The organism is Sphaerochaeta sp. UBA5836 (assembly GCF_002432845.1).
Classification (GTDB): domain Bacteria; phylum Spirochaetota; class Spirochaetia; order Sphaerochaetales; family Sphaerochaetaceae; genus Sphaerochaeta.
Genome location: NZ_DJGW01000114.1, coordinates 28,395 through 53,504, shown reverse-complemented (window position 1 = coordinate 53,504; position 25,110 = coordinate 28,395). Strand labels below are relative to the sequence as shown.

General features: G+C 51.7%; 27 protein-coding genes, 1 tRNA gene and 1 riboswitch. Of the genes, 17 read left to right on the top strand and 11 right to left on the bottom strand.

The window, feature by feature from the left end; all coding sequences use genetic code 11:
* The 5 genes from B3F49_RS12005 to B3F49_RS11985 form a co-directional block, all read right to left on the bottom strand.
* On the bottom strand, positions 1–390 hold a 390-nt coding region (locus B3F49_RS12005), incomplete at its 3' end, for a hypothetical protein (protein WP_293911358.1).
* Between the two features lie 2 nt (positions 391–392).
* A complete protein-coding gene (locus tag B3F49_RS12000) occupies positions 393–1,064 on the bottom strand; it encodes a lysophospholipid acyltransferase family protein (RefSeq protein ID WP_293896514.1) in 672 nt (223 codons plus the stop codon).
* Entirely contained in the window at positions 1,061–1,831 is a 771-nt protein-coding gene (locus B3F49_RS11995) for an ABC transporter ATP-binding protein (protein WP_293896511.1), read from the bottom strand. Before B3F49_RS11995 ends, B3F49_RS12000 begins: the two co-directional genes overlap by 4 nt.
* Positions 1,824–2,804: a FecCD family ABC transporter permease gene (locus tag B3F49_RS11990; RefSeq protein WP_293896508.1), complete on the bottom strand. Its 981-nt coding sequence runs from the start codon at positions 2,802–2,804 to the stop codon at positions 1,824–1,826. The genes B3F49_RS11995 and B3F49_RS11990 overlap by 8 nt, the downstream gene beginning before the upstream one ends.
* The gene (locus B3F49_RS11985) at positions 2,801–3,673 is read right to left on the bottom strand and encodes an ABC transporter substrate-binding protein (RefSeq protein WP_293911355.1); all 873 of its coding nucleotides are present in this window, start codon (positions 3,671–3,673) and stop codon (positions 2,801–2,803) included. Before B3F49_RS11985 ends, B3F49_RS11990 begins: the two co-directional genes overlap by 4 nt.
* Positions 3,674–3,727: 54 nt before the next feature.
* A riboswitch (cobalamin riboswitch) is annotated at positions 3,728–3,927 on the bottom strand.
* A 39-nt stretch (positions 3,928–3,966) separates the two neighbouring features.
* Here B3F49_RS11985 and rnhA point away from each other — a divergent pair.
* Genes rnhA through B3F49_RS11970 form a run of 3 tightly spaced genes read left to right on the top strand, consistent with a single transcriptional unit; the run spans position 3,967 to position 5,509 of the window.
* The gene (rnhA, locus tag B3F49_RS11980) at positions 3,967–4,416 is read left to right on the top strand and encodes a ribonuclease HI (protein ID WP_293896502.1); all 450 of its coding nucleotides are present in this window, start codon (positions 3,967–3,969) and stop codon (positions 4,414–4,416) included.
* Entirely contained in the window at positions 4,413–4,967 is a 555-nt protein-coding gene (locus B3F49_RS11975) for a chromate transporter (RefSeq protein ID WP_293896499.1), read from the top strand. The genes rnhA and B3F49_RS11975 overlap by 4 nt, the downstream gene beginning before the upstream one ends.
* Entirely contained in the window at positions 4,964–5,509 is a 546-nt protein-coding gene (locus B3F49_RS11970) for a chromate transporter (protein WP_293896496.1), read from the top strand. Before B3F49_RS11975 ends, B3F49_RS11970 begins: the two co-directional genes overlap by 4 nt.
* Here the strand turns inward: B3F49_RS11970 and B3F49_RS11965 are convergent.
* Positions 5,475–6,053 carry a tetratricopeptide repeat protein gene (locus B3F49_RS11965; protein ID WP_293896493.1) on the bottom strand — a complete coding sequence of 193 codons (579 nt, stop codon included), beginning with the start codon at positions 6,051–6,053 and terminating at the stop codon, positions 5,475–5,477. The two genes, B3F49_RS11970 and B3F49_RS11965, sit on opposite strands and share 35 nt — an antisense overlap.
* Positions 6,053–7,117 carry a uracil phosphoribosyltransferase gene (locus B3F49_RS11960; protein WP_293896490.1) on the bottom strand — a complete coding sequence of 355 codons (1,065 nt, stop codon included), beginning with the start codon at positions 7,115–7,117 and terminating at the stop codon, positions 6,053–6,055. The genes B3F49_RS11965 and B3F49_RS11960 overlap by 1 nt, the downstream gene beginning before the upstream one ends.
* 187 nt (positions 7,118–7,304) lie before the next feature.
* Between B3F49_RS11960 and B3F49_RS11955 the strand changes: the two genes are divergently transcribed.
* Positions 7,305–7,934, top strand: coding sequence for an adenylate kinase (locus B3F49_RS11955; protein WP_293896487.1), 630 nt, complete (start codon positions 7,305–7,307; stop codon positions 7,932–7,934).
* 1 nt (position 7,935) lies between these two features.
* On the opposite strand, the gene B3F49_RS11950 is transcribed toward B3F49_RS11955, so the two are convergent.
* Positions 7,936–8,988 (bottom strand): LacI family DNA-binding transcriptional regulator, encoded by a 1,053-nt coding sequence (locus tag B3F49_RS11950; RefSeq protein WP_293911353.1) that lies wholly within the window; start codon positions 8,986–8,988, stop codon positions 7,936–7,938.
* A gap of 137 nt (positions 8,989–9,125) precedes the next feature.
* On the opposite strand from B3F49_RS11950, the gene B3F49_RS11945 reads away from it, so the two are divergent.
* The 7 genes from B3F49_RS11945 (at position 9,126) to B3F49_RS11915 (ending at position 15,792) form a co-directional block, all read left to right on the top strand.
* Positions 9,126–10,988, top strand: a complete 1,863-nt coding sequence (locus B3F49_RS11945; protein ID WP_293911350.1) for a glycoside hydrolase family 13 protein — start codon at positions 9,126–9,128, stop codon at positions 10,986–10,988.
* 109 nt (positions 10,989–11,097) lie between these two features.
* Positions 11,098–12,606, top strand: coding sequence for an IMP dehydrogenase (locus B3F49_RS11940; RefSeq protein ID WP_293911347.1), 1,509 nt, complete (start codon positions 11,098–11,100; stop codon positions 12,604–12,606).
* 231 nt (positions 12,607–12,837) lie between these two features.
* A tRNA-Val gene (locus B3F49_RS11935) sits at positions 12,838–12,909 on the top strand.
* Positions 12,910–12,994: 85 nt separating this feature from the next.
* A complete protein-coding gene (locus B3F49_RS11930) occupies positions 12,995–13,792 on the top strand; it encodes a putative ABC transporter permease (protein WP_293911345.1) in 798 nt (265 codons plus the stop codon).
* Complete coding sequence (locus B3F49_RS11925) at positions 13,785–14,471, top strand: YggS family pyridoxal phosphate-dependent enzyme (protein ID WP_293896472.1); 687 nt, start codon at positions 13,785–13,787, stop codon at positions 14,469–14,471. The genes B3F49_RS11930 and B3F49_RS11925 overlap by 8 nt, the downstream gene beginning before the upstream one ends.
* A complete protein-coding gene (locus tag B3F49_RS11920) occupies positions 14,471–14,803 on the top strand; it encodes a hypothetical protein (RefSeq protein WP_293896469.1) in 333 nt (110 codons plus the stop codon). The genes B3F49_RS11925 and B3F49_RS11920 overlap by 1 nt, the downstream gene beginning before the upstream one ends.
* Positions 14,803–15,792: an RluA family pseudouridine synthase gene (locus B3F49_RS11915; RefSeq protein ID WP_293911343.1), complete on the top strand. Its 990-nt coding sequence runs from the start codon at positions 14,803–14,805 to the stop codon at positions 15,790–15,792. Before B3F49_RS11920 ends, B3F49_RS11915 begins: the two co-directional genes overlap by 1 nt.
* Here B3F49_RS11915 and B3F49_RS11910 read toward each other — a convergent pair.
* Both B3F49_RS11910 and B3F49_RS11905 read right to left on the bottom strand, forming a co-directional pair.
* Complete coding sequence (locus B3F49_RS11910; RefSeq protein ID WP_293911341.1) at positions 15,725–16,339, bottom strand: MBL fold metallo-hydrolase; 615 nt, start codon at positions 16,337–16,339, stop codon at positions 15,725–15,727. The genes B3F49_RS11915 and B3F49_RS11910 overlap by 68 nt on opposite strands.
* Complete coding sequence (locus B3F49_RS11905) at positions 16,336–16,902, bottom strand: pentapeptide repeat-containing protein (protein ID WP_293911339.1); 567 nt, start codon at positions 16,900–16,902, stop codon at positions 16,336–16,338. Before B3F49_RS11905 ends, B3F49_RS11910 begins: the two co-directional genes overlap by 4 nt.
* An 85-nt stretch (positions 16,903–16,987) precedes the next feature.
* On the opposite strand from B3F49_RS11905, the gene rsgA reads away from it, so the two are divergent.
* The 3 genes from rsgA to udp all read left to right on the top strand — a co-directional run bounded on the left by rsgA (position 16,988) and on the right by udp (position 21,182).
* Positions 16,988–17,962 carry a ribosome small subunit-dependent GTPase A gene (gene rsgA / locus B3F49_RS11900; protein WP_293911337.1) on the top strand — a complete coding sequence of 325 codons (975 nt, stop codon included), beginning with the start codon at positions 16,988–16,990 and terminating at the stop codon, positions 17,960–17,962.
* Positions 17,943–20,291 (top strand): endonuclease MutS2, encoded by a 2,349-nt coding sequence (locus B3F49_RS11895; RefSeq protein ID WP_293911335.1) that lies wholly within the window; start codon positions 17,943–17,945, stop codon positions 20,289–20,291. Before rsgA ends, B3F49_RS11895 begins: the two co-directional genes overlap by 20 nt.
* A 102-nt stretch (positions 20,292–20,393) precedes the next feature.
* Entirely contained in the window at positions 20,394–21,182 is a 789-nt protein-coding gene (gene udp / locus B3F49_RS11890; RefSeq protein WP_293896451.1) for a uridine phosphorylase, read from the top strand.
* Positions 21,183–21,610: 428 nt separating this feature from the next.
* Here udp and B3F49_RS11885 read toward each other — a convergent pair whose 3' ends face one another.
* Positions 21,611–21,925, bottom strand: coding sequence for a hypothetical protein (locus tag B3F49_RS11885; RefSeq protein WP_293911333.1), 315 nt, complete (start codon positions 21,923–21,925; stop codon positions 21,611–21,613).
* 264 nt (positions 21,926–22,189) lie between these two features.
* Between B3F49_RS11885 and B3F49_RS11880 the strand changes: the two genes are divergently transcribed.
* Genes B3F49_RS11880 through B3F49_RS11870 form a run of 3 tightly spaced genes read left to right on the top strand, consistent with a single transcriptional unit; the run spans position 22,190 to position 25,104 of the window.
* A complete protein-coding gene (locus B3F49_RS11880; protein ID WP_293911331.1) occupies positions 22,190–22,792 on the top strand; it encodes a V-type ATP synthase subunit E in 603 nt (200 codons plus the stop codon).
* Between the two features lie 9 nt (positions 22,793–22,801).
* Positions 22,802–23,335, top strand: coding sequence for a DUF2764 family protein (locus B3F49_RS11875; protein ID WP_293911329.1), 534 nt, complete (start codon positions 22,802–22,804; stop codon positions 23,333–23,335).
* Between the two features lie 11 nt (positions 23,336–23,346).
* Positions 23,347–25,104 carry a V-type ATP synthase subunit A gene (locus tag B3F49_RS11870; protein WP_293896439.1) on the top strand — a complete coding sequence of 586 codons (1,758 nt, stop codon included), beginning with the start codon at positions 23,347–23,349 and terminating at the stop codon, positions 25,102–25,104.
* The last annotated feature ends 6 nt before the right edge of the window (positions 25,105–25,110 follow it).

Sequence of the window (25,110 nt, the reverse complement as noted above, 5' to 3'; positions counted from 1 at the left end):
AATCTCCTTGAGATTGTAGAATACCAGACAGCTTTTCTTCTCTCGGTGCATGAAGTGATAGAGGGCGGAGAACACAAAGACGGCAACCATGAACGAGAAGGAAAGTATCAAGGAGAGCTCAACCCTGTCGGCCTTCAGCATCCGCACCGTGAAGAGGGAAACCAGCCAAATGGCGATAAAGGCGGAAACACAGTCTACAATGCCGTTGAAAACAGAATTCGGATGGTAGGCTTGCTTGGGACCGAAGGAATCGGCGTTGTAGTTGAAACGGAACGAAGTACCGTTCTTCAACTCCGCCTTGAAGCTCAGCTTCTGTACCGAATCTGCATGCTCGGCAATCTCCTGCACCTGGGTCTTGAATTCGGAAAATGCGCGTTGTAGGTCTTCCATGGTCAACTCCAGAATTTGTCGGTCTTGATTTCTCGAATCAAGGCTTCGATTCGTATGCCAAGCTCATCAAGAATGCTCTGACAAGCCTTGTCTCGGTCCACCTCGGCCAACGAAAGAGCCGCTTTGAACTCCATCGGTTTTCCGATATTTGCATAGTAGTTGCGGCTTACCACCGTCATGGTTCTGCCGGCAGTCCTGCTCATCTTGTTTTTCACCCGTCGCTTGGGGGCGATGAGCCCGATGGGGATGACAGGGCAGGGATGGGAAAGGTATATCTCTGCGATGCCCCGTTTGAAAGCCATCAAGGTCTCTTGGGTGTTCAATCCGCCTTCGGGGAAAATGTACACACTCTCTCCTTTTTGCAGGTATGATACCGCCTTTGCAACCACCTGTTTGCGATCTTCCTTGGTGAGAGCCGGAATCTGTTCAGTCCATCCTAGGAACGACCCTACAACAGGAATCCCGAAACCGGGTCCGATGACGATATGCAGCACATCATCGGACAAGGTGGTCACAAAATGCACATCGCTGCTGCTGAAATGGTTGGAACAAAAAATCTTCGGACCGCTTGGAAGCTCGCACTCCTGCCAGGTTTGGAAATCGTAGGAGAGTGCGAGAATGATTTTCACCACCTTGCGGTAGGTGCGATGTAAAAAGAGGCGAAACACATTCATGGTGATGAGGCCTTGTAGGTAGGAAGCCAGAGCATCCGATTCAGGGTCGGATCGTACACCTGATGGGCTTTGATATCATACACATTCTCAAGAAGGCTTTCGGTGAACACCGTTTCGGTGGAACCGTATGCGACAACCTTTCCTTGTTGCAGCACCAACGCTGTTTGGCTGTAAATCTGCACCAGCAAGAGATCGTGCAATACACATACTACCGTATAGCCTTTCTCCACCAAACGGCAGAGCAGTTCCATGATCGAACGCTGATGCTTGACATCCAGATGGTTGACCGGCTCATCGAGCAACAGAATCTTTCCCTGTTGGCAGAGGGCGCGGGCCAGCAGGACGCGCTGTAGTTCGCCTCCGCTTAGTTCGGTTACCAGCTTGTCCTTGAGATGCACGATATCGCATTCCAGCAAGGCTTGTTCAACGCTGTGGTTGCTGTCCTCACCCCCATAGGCATATCGCCCCATGCTGACTGCTTCGGTGACAGTGAAGGCATAGTCGAGCTTGCCGTTCTGGGCGACAAAACCCAGTTGCTTTGCCAGATCCTTTTGACTGAGGGAAGCCACGTTGCGACCTTCGACCAAGACGTTTCCTGCTGCAGGCTTCAAATGTTTGTAGATGAACTTGAGCAGCGTCGATTTGCCGCTCCCATTGGGACCTGTCAGAGCGATGAACGTGCCTCTTGGCAGCTTCAGGTTCAAATCTTCAAAGACAGGATGGGTGTCATAGCCTCCACCCAGGTGTGAAAACTCAAGGCTATCCATAGAAGTACCTCCCGCGGTGAAGCAGGTAGAGGAAGAGGGGAACACCCAACATGCTGGTTATGATTCCCACTGGAAGTTCTCCCGAGGGAAGCAGAATCCTGGAAATGGTATCGCTGGCAAGCAGAAGCAAGCCGCCGAGCAGGCTCGAGGGAAACAACAGCTTCTGATGCTTGGGGCCGATTATCAGGCGGGTGGCATGGGGTGCCATCAGGCCGATGAAGCCGATGACTCCATAGTAGGATACGCATAAGGCGGTGGCAAAGGAAGCAAGCAGCAAAAAAAGCAGGCGGGTCCTTCTCACGGAAAGTCCTCCCGCCCGTGCTGAAAGCTCGTCAAGCAGGAGCATGTCCATGCTCTGGTGATTCAAGGAGAGTGGAATGAACAAGATGATCCATGCAAAAAGAACAACAACAACTTGCCCATAGGTGCTCGATGAGAAGCTTCCCAAGGTCCAGAAAAGGATTCTCTGGTATTGTTCCTTGTGCAGGAACATGAGCAGCGTCATTGCAGCGGAGAGAATGTAGTTCACCGCAACACCGGTGAGCAGCAAGGTGGTGCTGCTGCTTTTGCGTCTGGAGGCCAGGGCTACGATGAAAAGCGTGGTTCCAAGAGCACCAACCAATGCACTCACAGGCAGCCCCAACAGCGGTGCAAGGCCGATGAAGAGGGCTACCGCCACACCGAAGGATGCTCCCGAACTGATGCCTAAAATGAAGGGATCGGCCATGGGATTGCGCAACGCTGCCTGGAAAACCGCTCCGCTGAGCCCCAGGATTGCACCGGTAAGAAAGGATGAGAGAATTCTGGGAAGCCTGAGCTGAAGGATGATATAGGCTTTATTGGCGGATGCGCCTTTTCCCAGCAGGATGGCCACGGTGTCGGAGAGCTTGATGTTTGAAGGTCCCAAAGTCAAAGAGAGGAGCATGAGGGCCAAGGCTGTGCCTGCCAGGACGGGGACCAGCATCCGCTTCATTGCGCCTGCTCCTGATGGATGAGAACAAAGAGTTCTGCAAGCGCCTTGGCACTGCGGGGGCCCTGCCTGCTGATGAGGTCTGCATCGAAGAGCCTGATGCTGCCGCTGAGGTCGGCATACGGCTTGGTAGTGGTAAATTCCTTGAGCGTCTGTTCTCCCGTCTCTCCCCATCTCGGGGATAGCAGAATGACCTGCGGATCGTGGGCCATCAACAGTTCCTTGCTGTATGTCCAATTTTGGGCATCATCGGCAATATTGATCCCCCCTGCAAGCCAGACCATCTCGCTGAGAAACGTATCTTTGGTTGCACTTGAATCGAACGAACCAAAATCCAGGACGATATATACCGTGGGTTTTGGCAAAAGTTCTGCTTTCTGTACAATGGTACGAACATCGTTTTGCATGTTTAGGATCATCAATTCACCTTCCGCCTGTCTGCCGACCCTGTTTGCTATCTCACGAATGAGGGTATAGGTACCTTGAAAATCCTGTTGTGTTTCGAGGGCAAGTACATCGATACCGGCTTTCTGTACGGAAGAAAGAAATTGTTCCGGTACAAAAGCACTGCTGATGACAAGATTCGGTTCCAGCGAAAGCAGAGTCTCAAGCGAAGGGTTGTACAACGTACCCACCGAAGGAAGGGCGGCAGCCTCTTGAGGGTAGTTGCAGTAGTCGCTTCGACCGACCAGCAATGATCCGGCATCCAAGGCATACAAGGTCTCCGTTACATTGGGAGAAAGGCTGACGATCCGCAAACTCTCTTGTTGTGCCGGTTGTTCCTGGGCTCCTCCCGCTGCCAGACGGGGGATGACAAGACAGAGAAACAGTGAGAAAACGAGAAGCAGGTGCTTGAAAGAATTGCTGTGCATAACGCCCCTTGTAACACGGGCATGGAACATACCCTGACCTATACTCCGTAGGCCGTCGGAAATTATCCAATGTCAGGTCTCCTGGCTCAGGCATACCCAGAATCTGCGACTTCCCGCATGCATTGCAATGCAGTGTCTTTTTCAGCAGATTCCCAGCCTCTACAGTGGCGGGACCGCAGGGGCTTGAACCCCTTTCCCTTGGCATGGACAAGCCTATCCTACGGAGTTGTTCATCCATCTGTCAAGAGTTGCCGTGGTTGACCACAACCGACCTCTATATTACTATCCGGCCTATGAAGTACAACCAAATTGAGATCTATACCGATGGTGGGTGCCTAGGCAATCCAGGTCCCGGCGGGTGGGCGTATGTATTGAAGGCTGATGGTGTTTTTGAGAAAGAGGCCAGCGGAAATGAACGGAACACCACAAACAACCGCATGGAACTCACCGCGGTAATCGAGGCGTTGAAAGCGTGCCAGGCGCTCGGCGCTGAGGCAATTGTGATCAACACGGACAGCCAGTATGTGAAGAACGGCATCACCGGTTGGATCAAGAATTGGAAGGTCAACGGTTGGCGGACGGCTTCAAAGGATCCGGTGAAGAACAAGGAGTATTGGGTGGAGCTGGATCGTCTTAATGCAAGTCTTCCCGTCCATTGGAACTGGGTGAAAGGCCATGCAGGCATCGAGGGAAATGAGCGGTGCGACCAGTTGGTCCGCCAAGCGATGGAAGGCCTGGTATGAAAGGCCGTGATGTGAAGCTTTGGGACTTGTACCTCTCGTTCTTCAGAATCGGCGGGCTCACCTTCGGCGGCGGATATGCCATGCTTCCCATGCTTCAGCGGGAGGTCATCACCAAACATGGATGGGTGACCGAGGAAGAAGTGCTGGACATCTATGCCATCGGCCAATGCACACCGGGCATCATTGCCGTAAATACCGCTACGATGATCGGCTACCGCAAGCGGGGCATCCCGGGAGCAATCGTTGCGACCTTGGGGGAAGTGAGCCCATCGCTGATCATCATCTCCATCTTGGCAACGGTCCTGTTACATGTGCAGGATATAATCTGGGTCCAACGGGCGTTTGGAGGGATCAGGGTCGCCGTATGCGCCCTCATAACCCAATCGGTGATTACCCTCGCCAAGAAAAGCCTGATTGATGTTCCCACCATCCTGCTCTATCTGGCCGTAGTGATTTCTACGTTCTTCTTTGCCCTTTCCCCGATTCTGATAGTCCTTTTCGCCATCTTTTTCGGCCTCTGCGTGCAGGCAGTGAAACGGAGGGCCTCATGATATATCTTCAGTTGTTTTGGGAGTTCTTCAAAATCGGGCTCTTTTCCATCGGCGGAGGTCTGGCAACCCTGCCGTTTCTCTATGCGCTTGCAGAAACCCATCCTCATTGGCTGGCAGCCAAACAAATAGCCGACATGATCGCTGTCAGCGAATCGACCCCTGGGCCGATCGGCATCAACATGGCGACCTTTGCAGGATATCAGGCGGCTGGATTGGCCGGTGGCTTGATCGCCACCTTGGGTGAAATTACGCCCAGTGTCATCATCATTATCTTTATTGCTCGTTTTTTGGGAAGATTTGACAAGAACCTGTATGTCAAGGATGCGTTCTATGCTCTCAGACCTGCAGTGGTCGGCCTGATCTCGTATGCCGGTCTGATGTTGTTGTCGGCAACGGTTTTTCCCGATCAGGGGTTCAAGTTGAAGGAAGCCGTACTGTATGCAGTTCTTGTTGTTCTGGTGTTGCGGTTCAAAAAGGTGCATCCCTTGCTCTGGATTGTCCTCGGAGCTAGTGCGGGCCTTCTGTTTGTTCTTCCTTCGTAATAAACGAGAGGGCGCGTGCATACCAACTTTCTTTGCCTGCAAGCTGACTGAGCACAGCAAGGGCCCGCTTCTCATAAGCTTTGACATTGAGTAAGCCAAGGGCGAGACGTTCTGCTGTTTCTCTCTCGTTCCAGCGAAGCGCTGCTTCCATCACCTCGGCCTGTGTTTCATAGGAGCCCGGATCGATGGCAAACAGGCGTTCATACGTTTCCAACGCTTTCTTGTACTGTGATTGTTCACTATAGGCTTGGGCCTTGAGAAGCAAAAAGGAGAGGTTGAAGTCAAACTCACCAAAGGCTTCTTCGCTGAGTTTGACCACCCTCTCATAGTCCCCCTCCAAAAAGAGGGACAAGAGATAGTTGTATCGATACGTGTGGTTGTCCTTGTCTTTCCCGCTTGCCTTCGCAAACGATGCACCGGCTGCCGAAAAATCACGGGCCATGAGTTGCTCATACCCCTCGGATGCAAGCCTTTCTGCCTGATAGGACCGGCAGGAAACGAGCAACAGTGAACAACCTAGAACCAGCAGCAACAGCTTTCTCATTAGTTTTCCAGTACAGTCTTCTCAATCTCCCTCACCTGTGAACGGTAGAGGTTGGTGATGGAACTGCCATAGTCGGCGATGAGCTGGATGATGTTGCGGGGGTTGTCATGCTCATCCTTGCCGTTGAGACGATCTCCGGCGTCACCGAGGCCCGGCAATATATAGGCGGCATCGTTGAGCACAGGGTCCATCCACAGTGTATAGACCTCGGCACCCTCGATGGCGCGTGCAATGCGCAAGGATCCCTTGAGTGCACTGATGACGTTGATGAATTTCACCGACTTGGGCTGTATCTTGTTGTCCTTCAGATATTTGACGATTGTTACCAGCGATCCGCCGGTGGCATTCATCGGGTCGGCAAAAATCAAGTCCTTTCCATCCAGGGATGCGAGATCGAAGTAGGATTTGTCCAAATCGAGGAAGTAATCCATGTTGGACTCCTTCTTTGAATCGTCACGCTTGATCTTGAACAGTGCGAACGGGGTGACAAAGTCGTTTGAAGAGTACTCCTGAATCTCCTTGCTGAGAATCATGCTCGGCAGAAGGGCGCCTCTGAGCATCACGCACATGACACTGTTGTGAATGAAAGAGTCAACATCGGGAATCCGGTGTACTGCATAATTGCGTACCGGATCGGTCACCGGAGTCTTGGTGATGATCGATCGTTTGGTGGGTAGGGCGGCATCGGCATAGACATGGGAGAAGAGCATCTCGTAGGCACGCTGGATGTAGTACAAGAATTCTTCATGTTCGGTTGATGGATCGCGCAGCTTGGAGATAAGCCGGCTTGCCTGACCATGCTGTTCCCGAGGTGTCTCAAACGAGTAGACGTGGATGTTCGGCTCCTCTTGGCAGATGTTTTTCAGAAAGCGACCAATCTCACCGGCGCTTCCAACCAATCCTTTCCGAGCTTCCTCAAGCTGCATCACATCGCTGGCTGTCTCTAAAATGGAACAGTAGTGAACAGACTTCTTGTAGAGTTCATCGGCATGGGCGATTTTCTCTTTATCTGTTTCCTTGAGATACCCGTCAAGGTCTGTGGCATGAAGGACAATTTTATTCATCAGTGCTTTTCTCCTGTATCGATAGGGATTCTACCCGATGCCTGCGCTTTATACAAGGAAAGAGTGAACCCTTGGCACAAGCAGCTGTCACCGTTTTTTGCATCATCTCTCGATATTTTCTGCAGCAGTGGTGCAAAAATGGGTCGATTATGCTAGCATGGTTGCATCTTCTGTTGTGAGGTGAACCATGAATCTAGTATTTCTCGGCCCTCCGGGTGCCGGAAAAGGGACCATAGCGTCCGAAGCAAAGAATCACTTTGACATCCCCCATATCTCCACCGGGGATTTGTTTCGCAGCCACATCAAGGGCGGCACCGAGTTGGGAAAACAGGTACAAGCTATCCTGGCAAGCGGCGAACTCGTTCCTGACTCCGTCACCATCGCCATGGTGGAGGAGCGTTTCAAACAGGACGACGCCCAAAAGGGTTTCATTCTAGACGGTTTTCCCAGGACCATCGCCCAGGCGGATGCCCTTGCGAAAATGAAGAAAGTGGATAAAGTGGTGAATTTCGTGCTCGACCGGCAGCAGATAGTTTCGCGTCTCAGCGGAAGGCGTGTGTGCAAGTCAACGGGAAGGTCCTACCACATTCTCTACAATCCTCCCAAAGTCGAGGGAATCGATGATGAGACCGGTGAAGCGTTGATCCAGCGTGATGACGACAAACCCGAAGCGATACTCAACAGGCTTGCAGTCTATGAGGCTCAGACTGCACCTCTTATCGAGTACTACCGGGCGCGTAATCTTCTGCTTGACATTGACGCATCTCCCTCACCCCAAGAAGTGCTCTCTGCTTTGATCGAGGCTCTGGGCAAGTAGGTTACAGCCTTTTCAGCGATTCCCGCCTGATGATGCGGTAGGGGATTTCCATATGGACGCTCTCCAAGGTCTCCTTGTTGATCATAGTAAACAAGGCTTCTGCGGCGAGGCGTCCCTTTTCTTTTGCAGGCTGGTCGACGGTGGTCAGCTGCGGTACGATGTAAGAACTCTCATCTATGTTGTCGAACCCTACTATGGAAATGTCATCGGGAACACGGAGTCCTGCCTGGTTGCATGCAAGGATGCAGCCGATTGCCACAATGTCACTCATGGCAACCACGCACGTCGGCCTGTTCTCCAATGCAAGGATGGTTTTCCCGATCCTGATCCCGTCCTCCATCGTGCACTCACTGACCAAAACCTGTGATGCATCCAGGGCAAGACCGGCTTCAGCCATGGCCCTGCGATAGCCGCGCATGCGTTTATTCGGTACACTTTCCGCCTTGGCCGGCGATGCAAAAGCATCCTCTGAAAGACTGACAAAGGCGATATTTCGATGACCGGCTTCCAAAACCATGTGCATCATCTCATAACAAGCCTGCTCGTCGTCGATATTGACGCTGGGCATCTGCGCATCGGGCGTGCCGTCAATGGTCACATAGGGGAGAAGGCGGGTCTGCATGACCGAAACGATTTCCATTTCCACCTGCATGCCCATGGTGATCAGTCCGTCTACGGCGGCGTTGCGCACCGCCTCGGTGATGCTCTTGTGCAGCGGGGGGATGAGGGTGAGGGTGTAGCCGTACTTTTCACAGACGTTGCCGATACCCAAAACCACCTGCAGCGTATAGGGGTTCTGCAGCGAGAACTGTACAACCTGGGGCAGGAGGAAACCGATGCTCAGATGACGGCGCAGCGAGAAGTTTCTCGCCATGGGGTCGGGGATGTAACCCAGTCTCTCGGCGGTTTCCAGAATCTGGCGGCACGCTTTCTCGCTGATTCGGGAAGGGGCGTTGAATGCAAAGGAGACCGCTGTCTTTGAGTACCCGCTTTCACGGGCTATATCCTTGATCGTCGGTCGCTTTGATACTGTCGAGTTCTCTTCCATTTTCATCCCGCCCTTATAGATTCACATATCCTGGCACAATTTGTACACCAAGGAAACCGTACCGGTTGCATCTGGGAACATGATTGTATACACTCATCCTAAACCGGTTTTCCTCATCAGTCAACGGTTAAGAGAGGCAGCCTATGGATTCGAATGCTTGGAAACGTGGAGTAGACAGTACCGTCTCCTCCGTCTATGTAGAGCCGCTGTTCCCCAAGAAAGGAGAGCAGGTGACCATACGAATACAAACCGGGGCGACCGATCACCTGCTTGGCGTGCGACTGGTCAGTTTCCAGCTTGGCAGGGAGAAGCAGGTTGTCATGCAAAACGTGCAGACATCTCCGTATTGTCTTTATGAGGGCTCGTTTCAGATAGTGGATGAACTCGTCTTTTGGTACTTCTTCCTGGAAGCCGAAGACCGTGCGTATTCCTATAGTGTTGCAGGCTTGAAAGCCTCGGTGCCCCCTCTGCGGGAGTGCTTTTCCCTGCGCCCCGACCTTGAGGAGGTTTCGTGGGTGGGCGGTGCCACCTGTTATCAGATTTTCCCTGACAGGTTCAAGAAAGGAGGAGAGCAGACCGGAGCGAAGCCGAACGAATACTCCTTTGACGGCGGGACGGTGAGTGTGCACTCCTTTGATGAAGAGCCGCTTGAATATGAGGACGGACGATGTCTCGATTTCTTCAACGGTGATCTGCAGGGCATCGAGGAGAGCCTCGACCATTTCAAAAAGCTTGGCGTCGATACGTTGTATCTGAACCCGATCGGCAGGTCACGCACGACACACCGTTATGACTGCATTGACTTTTTTCATGTCGATGAGAAATTGGGAGGTGATGAGGCGTTCGCCCAGCTATGCAAGGCGTTGCATGACCAGGATATGAAAATCATCATCGACATCTCCATAAACCATACAGGAACCGAACATCCCTGGTACAAGCGGGCTCAAGCAGATCCAAACAGCAGGGAAGCAGGCTTTTACTACTTCAATGAGGATGGTTCGGCTTCATGTTGGCAGGATGTCCCCTCTTTGGTGCAGCTCAACTACACCAGTGAAACGCTGCGTGATGTCATGTATCGATCACCTGATTCGGTGATGAGATCCTTTTTGCGGCCTCCTTATCTTCAGGACGGCTGGCGCCTGGACGTCGCCAGTGAAGTTGGAAGAAGAGGCAAGGACCAGATGTGTGAAGAAATCTGGAGGGAAGTACGCAAGGCGGTGAAGAGAGAGAACCCGCAGGCGTATCTGGTAGGTGAAGATTGGGTTGATTCCACACCGTTCTTGCAGGGCGACATGTGGGATGCAACCATGAATTATCTGGGAAGCAGCCGTCCTATGCGGTCGTGGATGGGGGAGACCGACCGGTATCTGACGAACGGATGGGGTCATCAGCCTGCAAAGACACGTCCTTTCACCGGGACGGAGTTCGCCCAGGCTTTGCAAAGCCACTTGACATCCATGCCTGCCCAAATGCTCGGCATGCAGATGAACCTTATCAACAGCCACGATACCCCCAGGCTCTACAACAACAGTGAACTGTTCAACTGGCCGTTGTATCGTGGACTGCTCCGTCTCTTATACCTGCTGCCGGGAATGCCCAACATCTATTATGGTGAGGAAATTGCGCTAAAAGGACCGTATGGCTCGGTTGAACGTGCACGATATCCCATGCAGTGGAATGAAGCAGCGTGGAATCATGACTTTTTCGACCTCTATATCCAACTGGGAAGCTTGCGCAAACGGTATCGTAGGACATTGAAGGAGGGAAGCTGGTCGATACTTGCCAGCGGCGATCAGTATCTGGCTTTTGCCAGGTATGACAGCAAGCTTGCCCTTGTGTGTGTACTCAGCCGTGCAGAAACCAGTACCACGGTGAGCATTTCCAATTCCATGCTCTGCCTCTCTGAATTGGTAGAGAGTATGGGTGGGGATGTTGGTATCGGATCTGAGCACATGCAGGTCGACCTTGGTCCCTTTGAATCCATGCTGTTTGTTGCAAAACGCTGACATCCATCTTCGGAATGCAACAAATATGTGAAAATGTGTTGCATCCTGCTTGCTTTCTTTCCGTATTCTGGTCACAATGGATTGCCAAAACCCTCTCAGGAGTTCCGTAATGGCCTACATTTTTGACGAACCATCCAGAACATTCAGTGAATACCTGCTCGTCCCAGGATATTCGGATACCAAGTGCATACCTGCAAACGTTTCGTTGAGGACCCCGCTGGTCAAATATCATAAGGGCGGGCAACCCTCATTGCACCTGAACATTCCCCTGGTGAGCGCCATCATGCAATCAGTCAGCGGGGAACAGATGGCCAAGGCGCTGGCAAGGGAAGGGGGCTTGAGTTTCATCTACTGCAGCCAAAGCATTGAGGACCAGAGTGCAATGGTGGCGAGAGTCAAATCCTTCAAGGCGGGTTTTGTTCCCTCCGATTCCAATCTCCGGCCCGAACAGACGCTCAAGGACCTGATCGCCCTGAAACAAGCAAAAGGGCATTCTACAATCGCCGTCACCGATGACGGGAGTGCCAACGGCGTCCTGTTGGGAGTAGTCTCATCTCGTGATTGGCGGCCGAGCAGAATGAGTGAAGACACCCCTGTTTCCTCATTCATGACCGGCTTTGAACGCTTGGTCTACGCCCGGGAGGGTGTGACACTCTCTGAGGCGAATGACATCATCTGGGAACATAAGCTGAACAGTCTGCCGATTGTCGATGAGTCAAACCGCCTTCGCTTCTTTGTATTTCGCAAGGACTATGAGAGCCACAAGGAAAATCCGAATGAACTGCTGGACAAGCAGAAACGATATATTGTCGGTGCCGGCATCAACACCCGCGATTACGAAACCCGGGTTCCGGAACTGGTGAAAAGCGGGGCCGATGTATTGTGCATCGACTCTTCGGAAGGTTTTTCAGAGTGGCAGAAGCGCACCCTTTCCTGGATCAGGGACAAGTACGGCGACTCCGTCAAAGTCGGAGCGGGCAATGTGGTCGATCGTGAAGGATTCCTGTTTCTTGCAGAGAGCGGGGCCGACTTTGTGAAGGTCGGCATCGGCGGCGGCTCGATTTGCATCACCCGTGAGACAAAGGGAATCGGCAGGGGACAGGCGACCGCCCTGATTGAGGTCGCCAAGGCCAGGGACGAGTACTTTGAAAGAACCGGTGTGTATGTACCGATTTGCAGTGACGGAGGCATAGTGCATGACTACCACATGACGCTCGCCCTTGCCATGGGAGCCGACTTCTTGATGCTTGGCAGGTATTTCGCCCGGTTCGATGAGAGTCCGACCGAGAAGGTGAATGTCAAGGGCTCCTATATGAAAGAGTATTGGGGAGAAGGATCTGCACGGGCAAGGAATTGGCAACGATACGACCTTGGCGGGGACGGAAAGCTGAGTTTTGTCGAGGGTGTCGATTCCTATGTTCCCTATGCAGGGCCGCTGAAGGACAATGTGCAGCTGTCGCTGGGCAAAATCACCTCAACCATGTGCAACTGTGGAGCTTTGAGCATCAATGAGCTGCAGCAGAAGGCCAGGCTGACGCTGGTCTCCTCCACCTCGATCATTGAAGGCGGGGTACACGATGTCTTGCTCAAGGATTCCAACGATATTCCCAAAAAGTAAGATTCTTGCAACACATAAGCTCGATGTTCTCAAGGCTGAAGGGGAGCATTGGATTCGTCTGCTTGGCTGCTTTGCGCGCTTTTCTCTTCCTGTCCGGCAAGAGGGGAGGTTGTGGTTTCCATCTCCTTGAACCTGTCATGCATCGGCCACAGCTTCATCCAAGCCCATTGCAGACAATTGACTCTAGGCGGTTGACATCACTTCAACCTTTATGATACGTTCACTTTCGTCGGCCGGATAGCTCAGCGGGAGAGCGGTTGCCTTACACGCAACTGGTCGGGGGTTCAAATCCCTCTCCGGTCATCAACGTACCTTCGGGTACGTTTTTTGTTGTATGACGTTGCCTCTCTGTTTGAGATTGGGTATAGTGTCCTAGCGAGGTTTGGCAATGCAATTAGATCTATTCATCTGTTATTTCTTTTGCTACGCTGTCATTGGGTATATTATAGAGGTGCTCTACTGCTCTTTCTATGAAAAGCGGCTGGTCAACCGTGGATTCCTGCATGGCCCGTATCTGCCGATCTACGGCTTTGGTTCACTGATCATCCTGCTGCTTTTCCAAAACAAGACCACCCATCCGCTTCTTGTTTTTGTCCTTACCTTCATCCTGACCAGCATGCTCGAGTATGTGACAAGCTATTTGCTTGAACGCCTGTTCAACGCAAAATTGTGGGATTACAGTACGTATCGCTTCAATCTTCACGGCAGGGTTTGCCTGCTCAACTCAACCTTGTTCGGTCTCTTGGGATTGCTCGTGATCTACGGCATACATCCATTCGTATCGGAAGTGATACAAAGCATGGAGCCTCGTCTTCTCAATACGTTGTCCACCGCAATCGTGGTGGTTGTCAGCATCGATGCCACAAGCTCCGTTTTCCAGATGGCCGCCTTCCAAAAGCAGCTTGGTGACTTCAGGCAGAAAGCAAAGGAAATCGAGGAGCGGCTTGGTCTGCTCAAACTTTCCGGCAACAAGCATCTGGAACAGCTTGCACTCCGGCTGGATGAAGAACTTGAGGAACTGAAGGTGCGTCTTGATTCAGCATCACGGAGAATATTGGATGCATTCCCGTCGATCACCAGTTCCAATGAAGAAAAACGCCTTCAGTTTGAGAACCTGAAACAGCATGCAAAAGAGTGGAGGCAGCTACGCAAGGCATTTACGAGGAGACATACAAAACGTGACTGATTTACAGAAGAACCACCAAGAGCTGCTGGCAGAACTGGAAAACGCAGCGCTCGCCTATGGAAGAAATCCTTCTGAAATCACCTTGATGGCGGTGAGCAAGACCCATCCGTTTGCGGCTATGAAGGAGCTTTATTCGTGCGGCCAGATGCTGTTCGGCGAGAATCGCGTACAGGAAGCAGAGCAGAAGCTGCCTCTTTTGCGCCCGGATGGCATGAACATACATCTGATCGGTCATCTGCAATCAAACAAGGCAAAAAAAGCTCTTGAACTTTTCGATGGGATCGATAGTGTTGATTCGCTCATGCTGGCACAGAAACTCGAAACACTCGCTTCCAAGCCTGTTCCCATCCTCCTGGAGTTGAAAACTGCTCCTGAAGAGAGCAAGAGTGGTTTTGAAAACGAAGATGCATTGTTTCATGCCTTGGATGAGATAGCCTGCTTTTCCAAGCTCAAGGTGCAAGGCTTGATGACCATCGGTCCCCTCTTGGGCAATGAGAAGGAGATACGCCGGTCTTTCTCGTTGTTGCGCACAACCTCCATTCGTGCAAAACAGCGATTCCCCCATCTTGATTTCTCCGTGCTGAGCATGGGAATGAGCTCTGATTTCAAGTATGCCATTGCTGAAGGTTCCACGCTTATACGGGTTGGTACCCGCCTGTTCGGAAAAAGGGAAGGATGATGCAAAAATTCGTTCTTACACTTTGCTTGGTTGTATTGTGTGCCTCCCTGCCGCTGGCCGCCGAGCCGCTGAAGGACTACGTTCCGTATGAGAAGGATGAGTTTCCTCTCTTCACCTACAAGCTTCGCCGCGCGGAGACCTTGTTTCTTGGATCGCTTGTGATTACCTTGCCTGTTGCAATGCTGGTGTACTCGGCCGCCCGGAAAACCAATTTGGTTCCCCCTCCGGGCAGTGAGTTGCAATCGTTTCTGGTGCAGGGTGGAATCGCAGCATCGCTGTCTTTGGGCATCAGCATAGCCGATTTCATCATCGGCGAGATGGGGGACAGGTGATGGCGACCCAAGAAAAAACGCTCAAGTTGGTTGTTGGTGCAATCCAGGAGCCGAAACGAATCGATGCGTATACAGCCTCACAACAAGAAAGTGTTTCCCGTTCGCAGCTATCCGACGAAAAGACCCAATTTTTCCTCAATGGCAAACCGGTAAAAAAAAGTCGCTTGGTCAAGGAAGGGGATGCAATCGAGGTGCACTACTGCGAGGAGTGCTTTGAGGGCATTGTTGCAGAGGATATTTTGCTGCATGTGCTCTACGAGGACCAGGATATGCTCGTCATCAACAAGGAACAGGGCATGGTTGTGCATCCGGCGGCAGGCAATCATGAGCATACCCTGGTCAATGCGCTGCTGTTCCGGTACGGCCAGGATTTCTCCCCATCGCTTGAGGACGATGAAATGGATTTCGACCTTGCCCTGCGTCCGGGTATCGTCCATCGTCTGGACAAGGATACCAGCGGGGTTTTGGTGATTGCCCGCAATCGTCAAAGCCATCGGAATTTGAGCCAGCAATTCAAGGACCGGACGACACGTAAGATATACATAGCCCTTGCCAAGGGTGTTTTCAAGGAGAAAACAGGATCCATCAGGGCAAACCTCAAGCGTGACGCCAATGACCGGAAAAAATACACCACCTGCAGCTCCGATGAGGGCAGGGAGGCTCGGTCCGACTTTACCGTACTCAGGCAATATCGGGATTTCGCGCTGGTTCGCATTGAATTGTTTACGGGACGAACCCATCAAATCAGAGTGCATTTCAAGTCCATCGGGCACCCGCTGCTCGGCGATCCGCTCTATGGGAAGCCGGAAGGCTTGACGCTGATGCTGCATGCACTCATCCTTGAGGTTTCCAGTCCTTCAAGCGGGAAACGCATTCGCTTTGTCGCACCGATGCCCGAGCGATTCAGGACACTGCTTGCTTCTACTCCTCGTCCCTCCAGTGCTCGCGTTCGGTCTGGATCGTTCCCAACTGCAACAAGTCGTGATTGAACATCCGCTCGATGCGGATTTTTGTTGCAGTCCCATGACCGGGGAAAATGAGGGAGTTCTCATCCAAGCCCATCAGTCGCTGGTTGATTGAATTGATCAACAGTGTTTGCTCCCGGTAGCCGGGCGTAGATCCAATTCTTCCACACATCAAGGTGTCGCCGGTGAACAGTGCATGGTCGATTTTATAGACCATACTGTCAAGCGAGTGGCCGGGAACATGAATGACTTCAATTTCCATATCGCACAGGTTCAGAATCTGCCGATCCTCAACCGCCTGATAGGCAAAATCGTATGAGCTGAAGGATGATCCATGCACGCTGATGTCATAAATCTTATGCAAGGTTCCCAACCCTTCCCTATGGGAGAGATGGCGGTGGGTCAAGAGAACGTGCTTGAGTTTGTAGTTGTTCGATTCGATGAGATTGATCAGTTCCAGGTCGACATGACCGGGGTCGATCAGCAACGCTTCGCCGTACTTCTTGGACGCTACCAGATAGGTGTTGCAGAAACCGACCACGGAAAAGTGCTGATATATGTTCAATTTCAATGGCGGGTCTCCTCATAGTTGGAATAACGGAGCGAGACACGCCTCTGGTCGGTGTGTAAGAAGTCGGCTTTTTTCAGGTTGCAATCCTCAAAGGAGGTATCCCTGAGGTAACTTGAGTTGAAGGTGGAAAAATACAGGTCGCAGTCGTTGAAATTGCAGCGATATGTATCCACACCGCAAAAGTTGGTATGGATGATGATCGAGCCCGAGAAGTCGCAATCGATCATCTTGCTGCCGGAAAAGACAGTGTATCGACTCAGGATGCCGTTGAAAGTGCAATGATCGAACAAGCAGAAATCAAAAAAGGTATTGATCAGCGTGGTATGGGAAAAATCTACGTTGCGAAAGGTGCACCATGCCAGGTTGGATGCAATGATCTCTTTCTTGGGGAGTTTCAAGTCCTCGAATTCACTGCCTGTAAGGGAGAAATCAACCATGCTTGATTCACTTTGCAGCAACTGGATGCACCGTGATTGGAGTTCCTCTTGATTGGGCGAGTGTCGAAAACAAAACGGTCCGTCCTCACAGATATAGGTGCGGCACCCTGGGTGTGCGCAGGTCATGAAATTGAACATAGCTTAACAGTATCAAATATGCTTAGGTTGTCAAGAGAAGGTTTTGTGGATACAGTACATTCGGGGAGTACATATGGAGCAACATGCCGGCCTGGTTTGCAGGGGAATCAACAATATCTATACGGTTGAGGAGAAAGATGTTTCTTATTTGTGCCGCATCAAGGGCAAGCAGCTTTCCCAAATCACCGACGAATACAACCCGCTTGCCGTGGGGGATATGGTCAGCTTTGTTCCCACCAATGCCAATGAGGGGTTGATCCTCGACCGACTTCCGAGGCGCAACAGTTTTCAACGGTGGAATGCAAAAGGCGGCTGCAACCAGACCGTTGTCGCCAATATGGATCTGATTGTCTGTGTAACCAGTGCCGACACCCCTCCGTTCAGGCCCCGGTTCATTGATCGTGTCATCGCCTGCTGCCAGGATGTCGATGTCATGATTGTCATGAACAAGTGTGATTTTCTGCTTACCGAGGATGAGTTCGAGCGGTTCAAGCTCTACAAGACGCTTGGCTACAAGGTACTTGGGGTGAGCGCCAAGACAGGTGAGAACATCGAAAAGCTGTACCAGGAGCTGGAAGGGAAAACCGTTGCCTTCATCGGCCAGAGCGGGGTGGGCAAGTCGACCTTGATCAACACGCTGTTGGGCAGCGATCAGCGTACCAGCGAAGTGTGTGAAAAGTATAACCGCGGAAGGCATACCACCAACCATTCGCTCTTGATAAGCGGCCCTACGTTTACGGTGGTCGACACTCCCGGGGTTCGTGAAATACAGGTGCCCCATCGGGATAAGGCTGCCTTGCAAAAGGCATTCGTCGAGTTTGCCCGGTATGCCGAGCACTGCGAATATGAGATGTGCCTGCATCAGGATGAACCGGGTTGCAAGGTGAAAGAGGCGGTTGAAGCGGATGAGATCCACTACGACCGGTATGAGAGTTACTTGAGGATGCTTGCCTCCCTTGACGACAAGACTCCCGTATGGGCGGGCAAGAGTGACCGGTCGAATTCCTGGCGTACGAGAATGGATAAGGATGAATCAGAAGAGTATTGAAGAACTGGGTTTTCACCAGGTGGTTGCACAGATAGAGGCGCATGCGCGCTCGGAGGAAGGACGGGATTGTTTGCTCCATCTTCCGTTTTTGACCGAGCATGAAGCGCTTTGCAGTCGGCAGGAAGAAATTGCAGGCTTCATCAAGCTGCTTGGTGCTTCTTTGGGAGGTTCGCTTCAGACATTTCCATCGATCAAGGCTTCCCTGCAGATCATCAACAATCCGATCAAGGCGTTGGAAGGCAATGATTTGGTGGATATCGCCCACTATATTGCCAATGCAGAACTTTTACAGGAGTTTTGCAATCAGGCTCTTGAGGATGGAACAACGTTTGCATGCGTGAAGGACTTGATGGGAGATTCATTCGATGCAACGTTGAGGCAGGTCGGCGCCCATATTCTTGAGGTGCTCGACGAGTCGGCTCAGGTCAAGGAGTCCCATCCGGCGTTGAGACACCTGCGAAAGGAAGTTGAAGTCCGCAAGAATGAACGTTCACGATATTGCAGCCAATTCATCCACAACAATAAGGAAGTAGTGCAGACAGACCAGGAAGCCCTTCGGGATGGACGGCTGGTAATACCGGTGCGCAGTGACCGCAGGGCCGGTGTGCAGGGCTTCATCACCAGCAGTTCGGCAACCGGCAACACAGTCTTCATGGAACCCTATCCCTTGGTGGAGATGAATAACTCGGTAGTCATGGCACAGAACCAGATTCTCATTGAGATTGCCAAGATCTTGAAACAGCTCAATGACGAAGTTGCTTCCTGCCGGAAGGAACTTGCCGACCTTGCTCAGCGGGTGGGCCGGACTGATGCGCGGCTGTCCATCGCAGAGTGGGCGCTGCAGATGCAATGCTGCCGTACTGATTTGACCAAGTCCCACTGCACCTTGCTCAAGGCCCGTCACCCGCTGCTTGGAAAGAAGGTCGTTCCCATCACCATGCAATTGGATTCACAGATCAAGGCGGTGGTTATCAGCGGGCCGAATGCGGGAGGCAAGACCGTCACCATCAAGACGGTCGGATTGTTTGCATTGCTCAATCAATTTTGCGGCTATATTCCAGCACAAGAGGGCAGCACCCTGCCGATTTTCGATGATGTGTTCACCGATATCGGCGATGAGCAGTCCATTGAGCAGGAGCTCTCCACCTTCAGCGGCCACATGAAGCAAATCGCGTATGTGCTCTCCCATATGACTGAACGTTCGTTGGTGATCATGGATGAGCTGGGAAGCGGAACCGATCCGGTTGAAGGTTCGGCGATAGCGAGGGCAACGTTGGAGTATTGCCTGCAAAAAGCAGCGTTGACTTTGGTTACCAGCCACCATGGGGTGCTCAAGCAGTTCGCCTACGCCAAAAAGGAAGTGATCAATGCTTCCATGGAGTTCGACGAGAACTCTCATGTGCCCACCTTCAGGATCATCCAGGGGCTTCCTGGTGAAAGCCATGCCCTTGATACCGCCCGGAAGATGAAACTTCCGCAACAGGTTTTGTCCATGGCGGAACAATATCTGGGCAGCGAGGCTGTACAGATTGGAACGATAATCAAGGACCTGGAAGCGAAGAGGCGCGATCTTGAACAACAGGAAAACGCCATGCATAAGCGGTATCTGGCACTGCAAAGCGAAGTGAAAGCGATGCAGTTGAAGGAGTTGAGAATCAAGCAGCGCGAGGCCCAACTCAAAGAGGAGCAGTCCACCGAGCTGGCCCGGTTCATGTACAAGAAGCGCAAGGAGCTGGAAAATCTTGTTGCCGAGCTTCGAACCGGGGAACTGACCAAAGAGAAGACCAAGCAGGTGAAAACCTATATTGAAAGCCTTTCACAGAAGTTGGAGGAACAGCAGGAACAGCTGCAGCAATTCGAAGATGAGATCGAGTACTTGAAACCTGACGCTGCACAGCAATTGGAAGTGGGGATGGATGTACTGTGCGGCAGTGCAAAGCGGGAAGGCAGGATATTGGAAAAGAAGGGCAAGAACAGCTTTGTCGTCGCTATCGGTACCATGCGTATGACACTCCCTGCTTCCCAGCTTTTTTTGCCCAAACGTGTGGAGCAGAAAGTATCGGTGCTTTTTCAGAGCAGTGCACCCGAACCCAAGTTGGTGCTCGATGTCAGGGGCATGATCCTCGAAGAGGCCTTGCGACTCTTGGACCAGCAGATTGAAAGTGCATTGGTTCATGGCATGAGCATGTTTTCCATCATCCATGGATACGGTGACGGCATCTTGAGCAAAGGTATCGCAGGCTATCTGAAAAAGCATCGCTCGGTCCAAGACTTCCGTTTCGCCATGCCTGAGGATGGGGGGATGGGCAAGACGTATGTTATGCTTTGATTCAATACCGCTGAAAGGGAGCCTCAAACATAAGGTGATGAGCTTTCTTGCACTTCTGTTTTTGTAATGGTACGATACAAAGCAGTAAAGGAGTCAACGTGTATGTCCGATTATATGAATGGAACGGGTATTCAATACCATCTGCATATCAAGGAAGGCGATGTAGGCCGCTATGTAATCCTTCCCGGTGATCCCAAGCGGGTTCCGCTCATTGCCAAATACTTCGATGAGGCTGTGTTGGTGGCTGACAACCGCGAGTACGTGACCTACACCGGATTCCTGGATGGGGAGAAAGTTTCGGTAACCTCCACCGGAATCGGGGGGCCTTCGGCTTCCATCGCAATGGAAGAGCTGTTCAAATGCGGCAGCGACACCTTCATCCGCATGGGAACCTGCGGCGGGATTGCGCTTCCCGTAATGGGAGGTGATGTGGTTATTGCTACCGCAGCTGTACGTATGGAAGGAACCAGCCGGGAGTATGCCCCGATTGAGTTTCCTGCGGTTGCAAGTTTTGATGTCGTGCAGGCTTTGGTCGAGGCTGCCAAACAACTGGGGAAGCGCAGCCATGTGGGGGTGGTGCAGTGCAAGGACTCATTCTACGGCCAACACGATCCGGCCGTCATGCCGGTCAGCTACGAGTTGATCAATAAGTGGGAGGCCTGGAAACGCCTGGGGGTGCTTGCAAGTGAGATGGAAAGTGCCGCCCTGTTTGTCGTCGCCGCCCGCTTGGGAGCCCGGTGCGGCAGCGCCTTTTCAGTTGTCGGCAACCAAGAGCGTGAGATTCTGGGTATGGACAACCCCAAGCTTCATGACACCGAGGATGCCATACGGGTGACCGTGCAGGCGTTACGCAATCTCATCGTTTCCGATCGCAGGCAGGCCGGCTTCTGATCGTTCGCGTTTGGCTTGCAATATAACGGAAAGGGGATAGGGCGGATAGTGATACCCTGCCTTTCCCAATTCTGCAAAACACTTGCTTGCGTGATACAGTTCATAGGTTCCGCAGAATGGATACTCTTTTCCGAGTTTTCCGAGCTCTCCGAGGAGAGTCAACAGCTGTTCGTTCGTAAGAGGGCATATGTTCAAGAATTTGCTTGCACCCAGCTTGAGTCTGCCATGTATGACACATTGCATGCTGTGTGGTACAAGCAGGTAATCGATCAGTATGCAATCATGCATTTCCATCCATACTTGACCGGCACGCAGTCGATGCCATGCCTCATCTGCTGTAGTGAACAACCTTTGTTGCGATTGATAGGTGAGTGAGTAATACATCCGCCTCCTCCTGAAGAGACAGATGTAAAGTGCCCTCTTTTGCTTCAATACATAAGATTGGATTGTGCAAGCATCTGTTGGGTGTGTTCAGCCAGCAGTGCCTGGAGGTTCTCATCTTCCGATGCCTGGATGTAGGCATCGATGCTGAAAAGCTCGAGGCCGATGGACTCATATTCCTGTTGCAATGCGTCGTTCTCATATGTCCCCAGATCGAGGGAGAAACGGATGCGCTGGATATCGGTGGCAATGTCTTCGCTTCCTACGAGCAGGCTTCGGTTGTTCTGAAGGTTCTTGATCCGGATCAAGCCGCGTACTTTTTGATTGGTAAACAAGTGGGAGTATCGTTCATTCACAAGCATGCATGCATGGTATCAAATGAATCTCATGTATGCAAACCATCCATGCATCCGGGTAACCATTCGTGTGACTTGCAACAGATATTCGCTGTGAGTTACCATATTACCATGCTTTACTTCAGAAAAATCTGCAGAAATAGGTTGAATTTTCTGTACCTTTGCTGGATAATTGGCAGAGTTTGTCCAGAAGATAGGGGTCTCTTGTTCGATTGCACAAGTCGGCGTTATCCCGTATCATTATGCACACAGTAGAAGGTAGGAGATCAGATGGCTCAACAAATTCAAGATTTGGTTGCTTCCATCCGCAAGGATGGGATTGAGGTTGCCCAAAAAGAGGCTGCTCAGATTATCGCTGATGCGAAGGCTCAGGCTGAAGGTATAATCAGGGAGGCGAAAAAGGAAGCTGCTTCCTTGCTGGAAAATGCCCGGAGGGAAATCGACACCCGTGACCAGAGTGCACGATCGAGCCTGCAACAGGCCAGTCGGGATGTACAGCTCTCCCTCAAGAAAGCCATCAGCGACCAATTGGACAGACTTCTTGTAGCACAGGTGGAAAAGGCCTATTCATCAAGTGACTTGGTCGGCCTGATAGCAAAGGTTGTTGCATCCCTGAGTGATGTGAAGGATTATGAGGTACAGCTCAATCAGAAGGACTTTGATGCACTTGCCAAAAATCTTGCCGGAGCATTGAGTTCTGCCATAAAGGACGGTCTTGAGATCAAGGCTGTTCCATCAGTTGCGTCCGGCTTCAGGATTGCTGAGAAGAACGGTGCTTCATTCTATGATTTCAGTGCAGAGGAGACGGCAGCGCTGCTCAAGCCATTCCTCTCTCCTGCAATCGAAAAAATCGTCTTCAGTCAGGCGAAGTAAGGAGACAACGTGGCTTCCTACTATTATCTGGTTGCGACCTTGCCGACGTTGCGCTTGGATGGGCCGCTTTCATTTTCGACCGACACCTTTCTTGGGCTTTGCAAGCCGCTTGTCAGTGAACATCACTACCGCCTGCTATGCAAGGCTTTGAGCGGTGAGCCTTCTTCCCATCCTTTTTTGAAGGCGTATCAGCACTTCGCATCGATGGTGAACAAGGAGTTGGTGGAACAGCGAAGTCGAAAATTGTCTCTTTCCGATCCTGTGTATCGCAATGATGGTGACAAGGAAGGAAGAATCAGCGATACCGTACGTCAGGCTCTTGCCCAGGATAATGTATTGGAAGCGGAAATGCTCTTGCTTGCATTGCATTGGAAGTTCTTGGACGAGCTTGCGACCTTGCATACTTTTGACATCGAGGCTCTCTTGGGTTTTGCACTCAAGCTGAAACTGCTTCAACGAAAGAGTCTCTTTACCCGTGAGGAGGGAAATGCCGAGTTCAAGCGTCTCTTCTCCAATATTCAAACTGAAATAGCGAACAATTAGTGGAGTTTGATATGGCAAATACAAGTGGACGTGTTCTGGGCGTCAATGGAAACATGGTAACGGTCGAATTCGACAGCGCCATTTCCAAGAATGAGGTAGGGTATATTCAGGTCGGTTCCGACCGCCTCAAGGGCGAGGTTATCCGCATCAATGGGAACACCGCCGCCCTTCAGGTTTTTGAAATGACCAACGGCATCAGTGTAGGAGACAACGTTGAATTCACTGATGAAATGTTGAGTGTGTCCTTGGGACCCGGCCTCCTGCAACAGATTTACGACGGCCTGCAGAATCCGCTTCCCCAGCTTGCCGAGCAGTGCGGATTCTTTTTGCAGCGCGGTGTCTATCTTGATGCCATCCCGAATAAGAGCTGGGATTTCACCCCCACGGTCAAGGTTGGCGATACACTCTATCCCGGCGACACCTTCGCAACGGTTCCTGAAGGGTTGTTCACCCACCAGATCATGGTGCCGTTCAATCTCGCCAATATCCCGTACAAGGTGGTTTCCATCAAGAAGAAAGGAACCTATGGGGTGCGCGACATCGTCTGTATTATTGAAGACGACAAGGCCAACAAGAAAGAACTTTCCATGGTCTTCACCTGGCCGGTAAAAAAAGCCATCAAGTTGTATGAAGAGAGACTGCGACCCGATGAGACGTTGGTCACCAAGATCAGGATCATTGATACCTTCCTGCCTGTCGCCAAGGGTGGCACCTATTGTACGCCCGGTCCTTTCGGGGCGGGAAAGACGGTCTTGCAGCACATGACCAGCCGCAACGCCGATGTTGATATCGTCATCATCGCCGCCTGTGGTGAACGTGCCGGTGAGGTTGTAGAGGTATTGAAAGAGTTCCCTGAACTCACCGACCCCAAAACCGGCAGATCGTTGATGGAACGAACCATTATCATCTGCAATACTTCCTCCATGCCCGTAGCCAGCCGCGAGGCTTCCGTCTATACGGCAGTAACGATTGCAGAGTATTACCGGCAGATGGGTCTGAACATTCTGCTGCTTGCCGACTCCACCAGCCGCTGGGCCCAGGCCATGCGTGAGATGAGCGGAAGGCTTGAGGAAATCCCCGGTGAAGAAGCTTTCCCCGCATATTTGGAAAGCAGAATAGCCGAGTTCTATGAAAGAGCCTGCAAGGTACGCCTCAAGGATGGGCGAATCGGTTCGGTAACCATCGGTGGAACGGTCAGTCCTGCCGGAGGCAACTTCGAGGAGCCTGTCACCCAGGCCACCCTGAAAGTAGTCGGTGCATTCCACGGCTTGAGCCGGGAGAGAAGCGACGCACGCAAATACCCGGCCATCGATCCTCTTTCCTCATGGTCGAAGTATGAGGGTGTCATCAAGGGGAAAAAGGTGGAGTATGCTCGAGGCATTCTCTTTAAAGGAAGTGAGATCAACCAGATGATGAAGGTGGTGGGTGAGGAAGGTACTTCCATTGCAGACTACGTCACCTATCAGAAGAGTGAACTCCTCGATGCCTGCTATCTCCAACAGAACTCCTTCGACCCGCTCGACTCCTCTGTTCCTGTTGAGCGACAGTGTTATTTATTCGATTTGTTGTTCAAGGTATTGGCAAGTGAATTTGCCTTTGATGATAAAAAACAAGTTCGTTCATTCTTCAATACGATCAGACAGCACTTTCTTGACTGGAACAACGTTCCTTTCGAAGGCGAGCGCTTCAAGCAAATCGAGAAAGAGATTGTGACGCTCTACAAGGGCAGGCAGGTTGCCATTGATCCTGATGCCGAGAAGCTGATCTAAGGGGTT

Coding starts and splice junctions, on each gene's coding strand:
- B3F49_RS12000 (WP_293896514.1), bottom strand. CDS start 1,064: ATGAATGTGTTTCGCCTCTTTTTACATCGCACCTACCGCAAGGTGGTG.
- B3F49_RS11995 (WP_293896511.1), bottom strand. CDS start 1,831: ATGGATAGCCTTGAGTTTTCACACCTGGGTGGAGGCTATGACACCCAT.
- B3F49_RS11990 (WP_293896508.1), bottom strand. CDS start 2,804: ATGAAGCGGATGCTGGTCCCCGTCCTGGCAGGCACAGCCTTGGCCCTC.
- B3F49_RS11985 (WP_293911355.1), bottom strand. CDS start 3,673: ATGCACAGCAATTCTTTCAAGCACCTGCTTCTCGTTTTCTCACTGTTT.
- rnhA (WP_293896502.1), top strand. CDS start 3,967: ATGAAGTACAACCAAATTGAGATCTATACCGATGGTGGGTGCCTAGGC.
- B3F49_RS11975 (WP_293896499.1), top strand. CDS start 4,413: ATGAAAGGCCGTGATGTGAAGCTTTGGGACTTGTACCTCTCGTTCTTC.
- B3F49_RS11970 (WP_293896496.1), top strand. CDS start 4,964: ATGATATATCTTCAGTTGTTTTGGGAGTTCTTCAAAATCGGGCTCTTT.
- B3F49_RS11965 (WP_293896493.1), bottom strand. CDS start 6,053: ATGAGAAAGCTGTTGCTGCTGGTTCTAGGTTGTTCACTGTTGCTCGTT.
- B3F49_RS11960 (WP_293896490.1), bottom strand. CDS start 7,117: ATGAATAAAATTGTCCTTCATGCCACAGACCTTGACGGGTATCTCAAG.
- B3F49_RS11955 (WP_293896487.1), top strand. CDS start 7,305: ATGAATCTAGTATTTCTCGGCCCTCCGGGTGCCGGAAAAGGGACCATA.
- B3F49_RS11950 (WP_293911353.1), bottom strand. CDS start 8,988: ATGAAAATGGAAGAGAACTCGACAGTATCAAAGCGACCGACGATCAAG.
- B3F49_RS11945 (WP_293911350.1), top strand. CDS start 9,126: ATGGATTCGAATGCTTGGAAACGTGGAGTAGACAGTACCGTCTCCTCC.
- B3F49_RS11940 (WP_293911347.1), top strand. CDS start 11,098: ATGGCCTACATTTTTGACGAACCATCCAGAACATTCAGTGAATACCTG.
- B3F49_RS11930 (WP_293911345.1), top strand. CDS start 12,995: ATGCAATTAGATCTATTCATCTGTTATTTCTTTTGCTACGCTGTCATT.
- B3F49_RS11920 (WP_293896469.1), top strand. CDS start 14,471: ATGCAAAAATTCGTTCTTACACTTTGCTTGGTTGTATTGTGTGCCTCC.
- B3F49_RS11915 (WP_293911343.1), top strand. CDS start 14,803: ATGGCGACCCAAGAAAAAACGCTCAAGTTGGTTGTTGGTGCAATCCAG.
- B3F49_RS11905 (WP_293911339.1), bottom strand. CDS start 16,902: ATGACCTGCGCACACCCAGGGTGCCGCACCTATATCTGTGAGGACGGA.
- rsgA (WP_293911337.1), top strand. CDS start 16,988: ATGGAGCAACATGCCGGCCTGGTTTGCAGGGGAATCAACAATATCTAT.
- B3F49_RS11895 (WP_293911335.1), top strand. CDS start 17,943: ATGAATCAGAAGAGTATTGAAGAACTGGGTTTTCACCAGGTGGTTGCA.
- udp (WP_293896451.1), top strand. CDS start 20,394: ATGTCCGATTATATGAATGGAACGGGTATTCAATACCATCTGCATATC.
- B3F49_RS11885 (WP_293911333.1), bottom strand. CDS start 21,925: ATGCTTGTGAATGAACGATACTCCCACTTGTTTACCAATCAAAAAGTA.
- B3F49_RS11880 (WP_293911331.1), top strand. CDS start 22,190: ATGGCTCAACAAATTCAAGATTTGGTTGCTTCCATCCGCAAGGATGGG.
- B3F49_RS11870 (WP_293896439.1), top strand. CDS start 23,347: ATGGCAAATACAAGTGGACGTGTTCTGGGCGTCAATGGAAACATGGTA.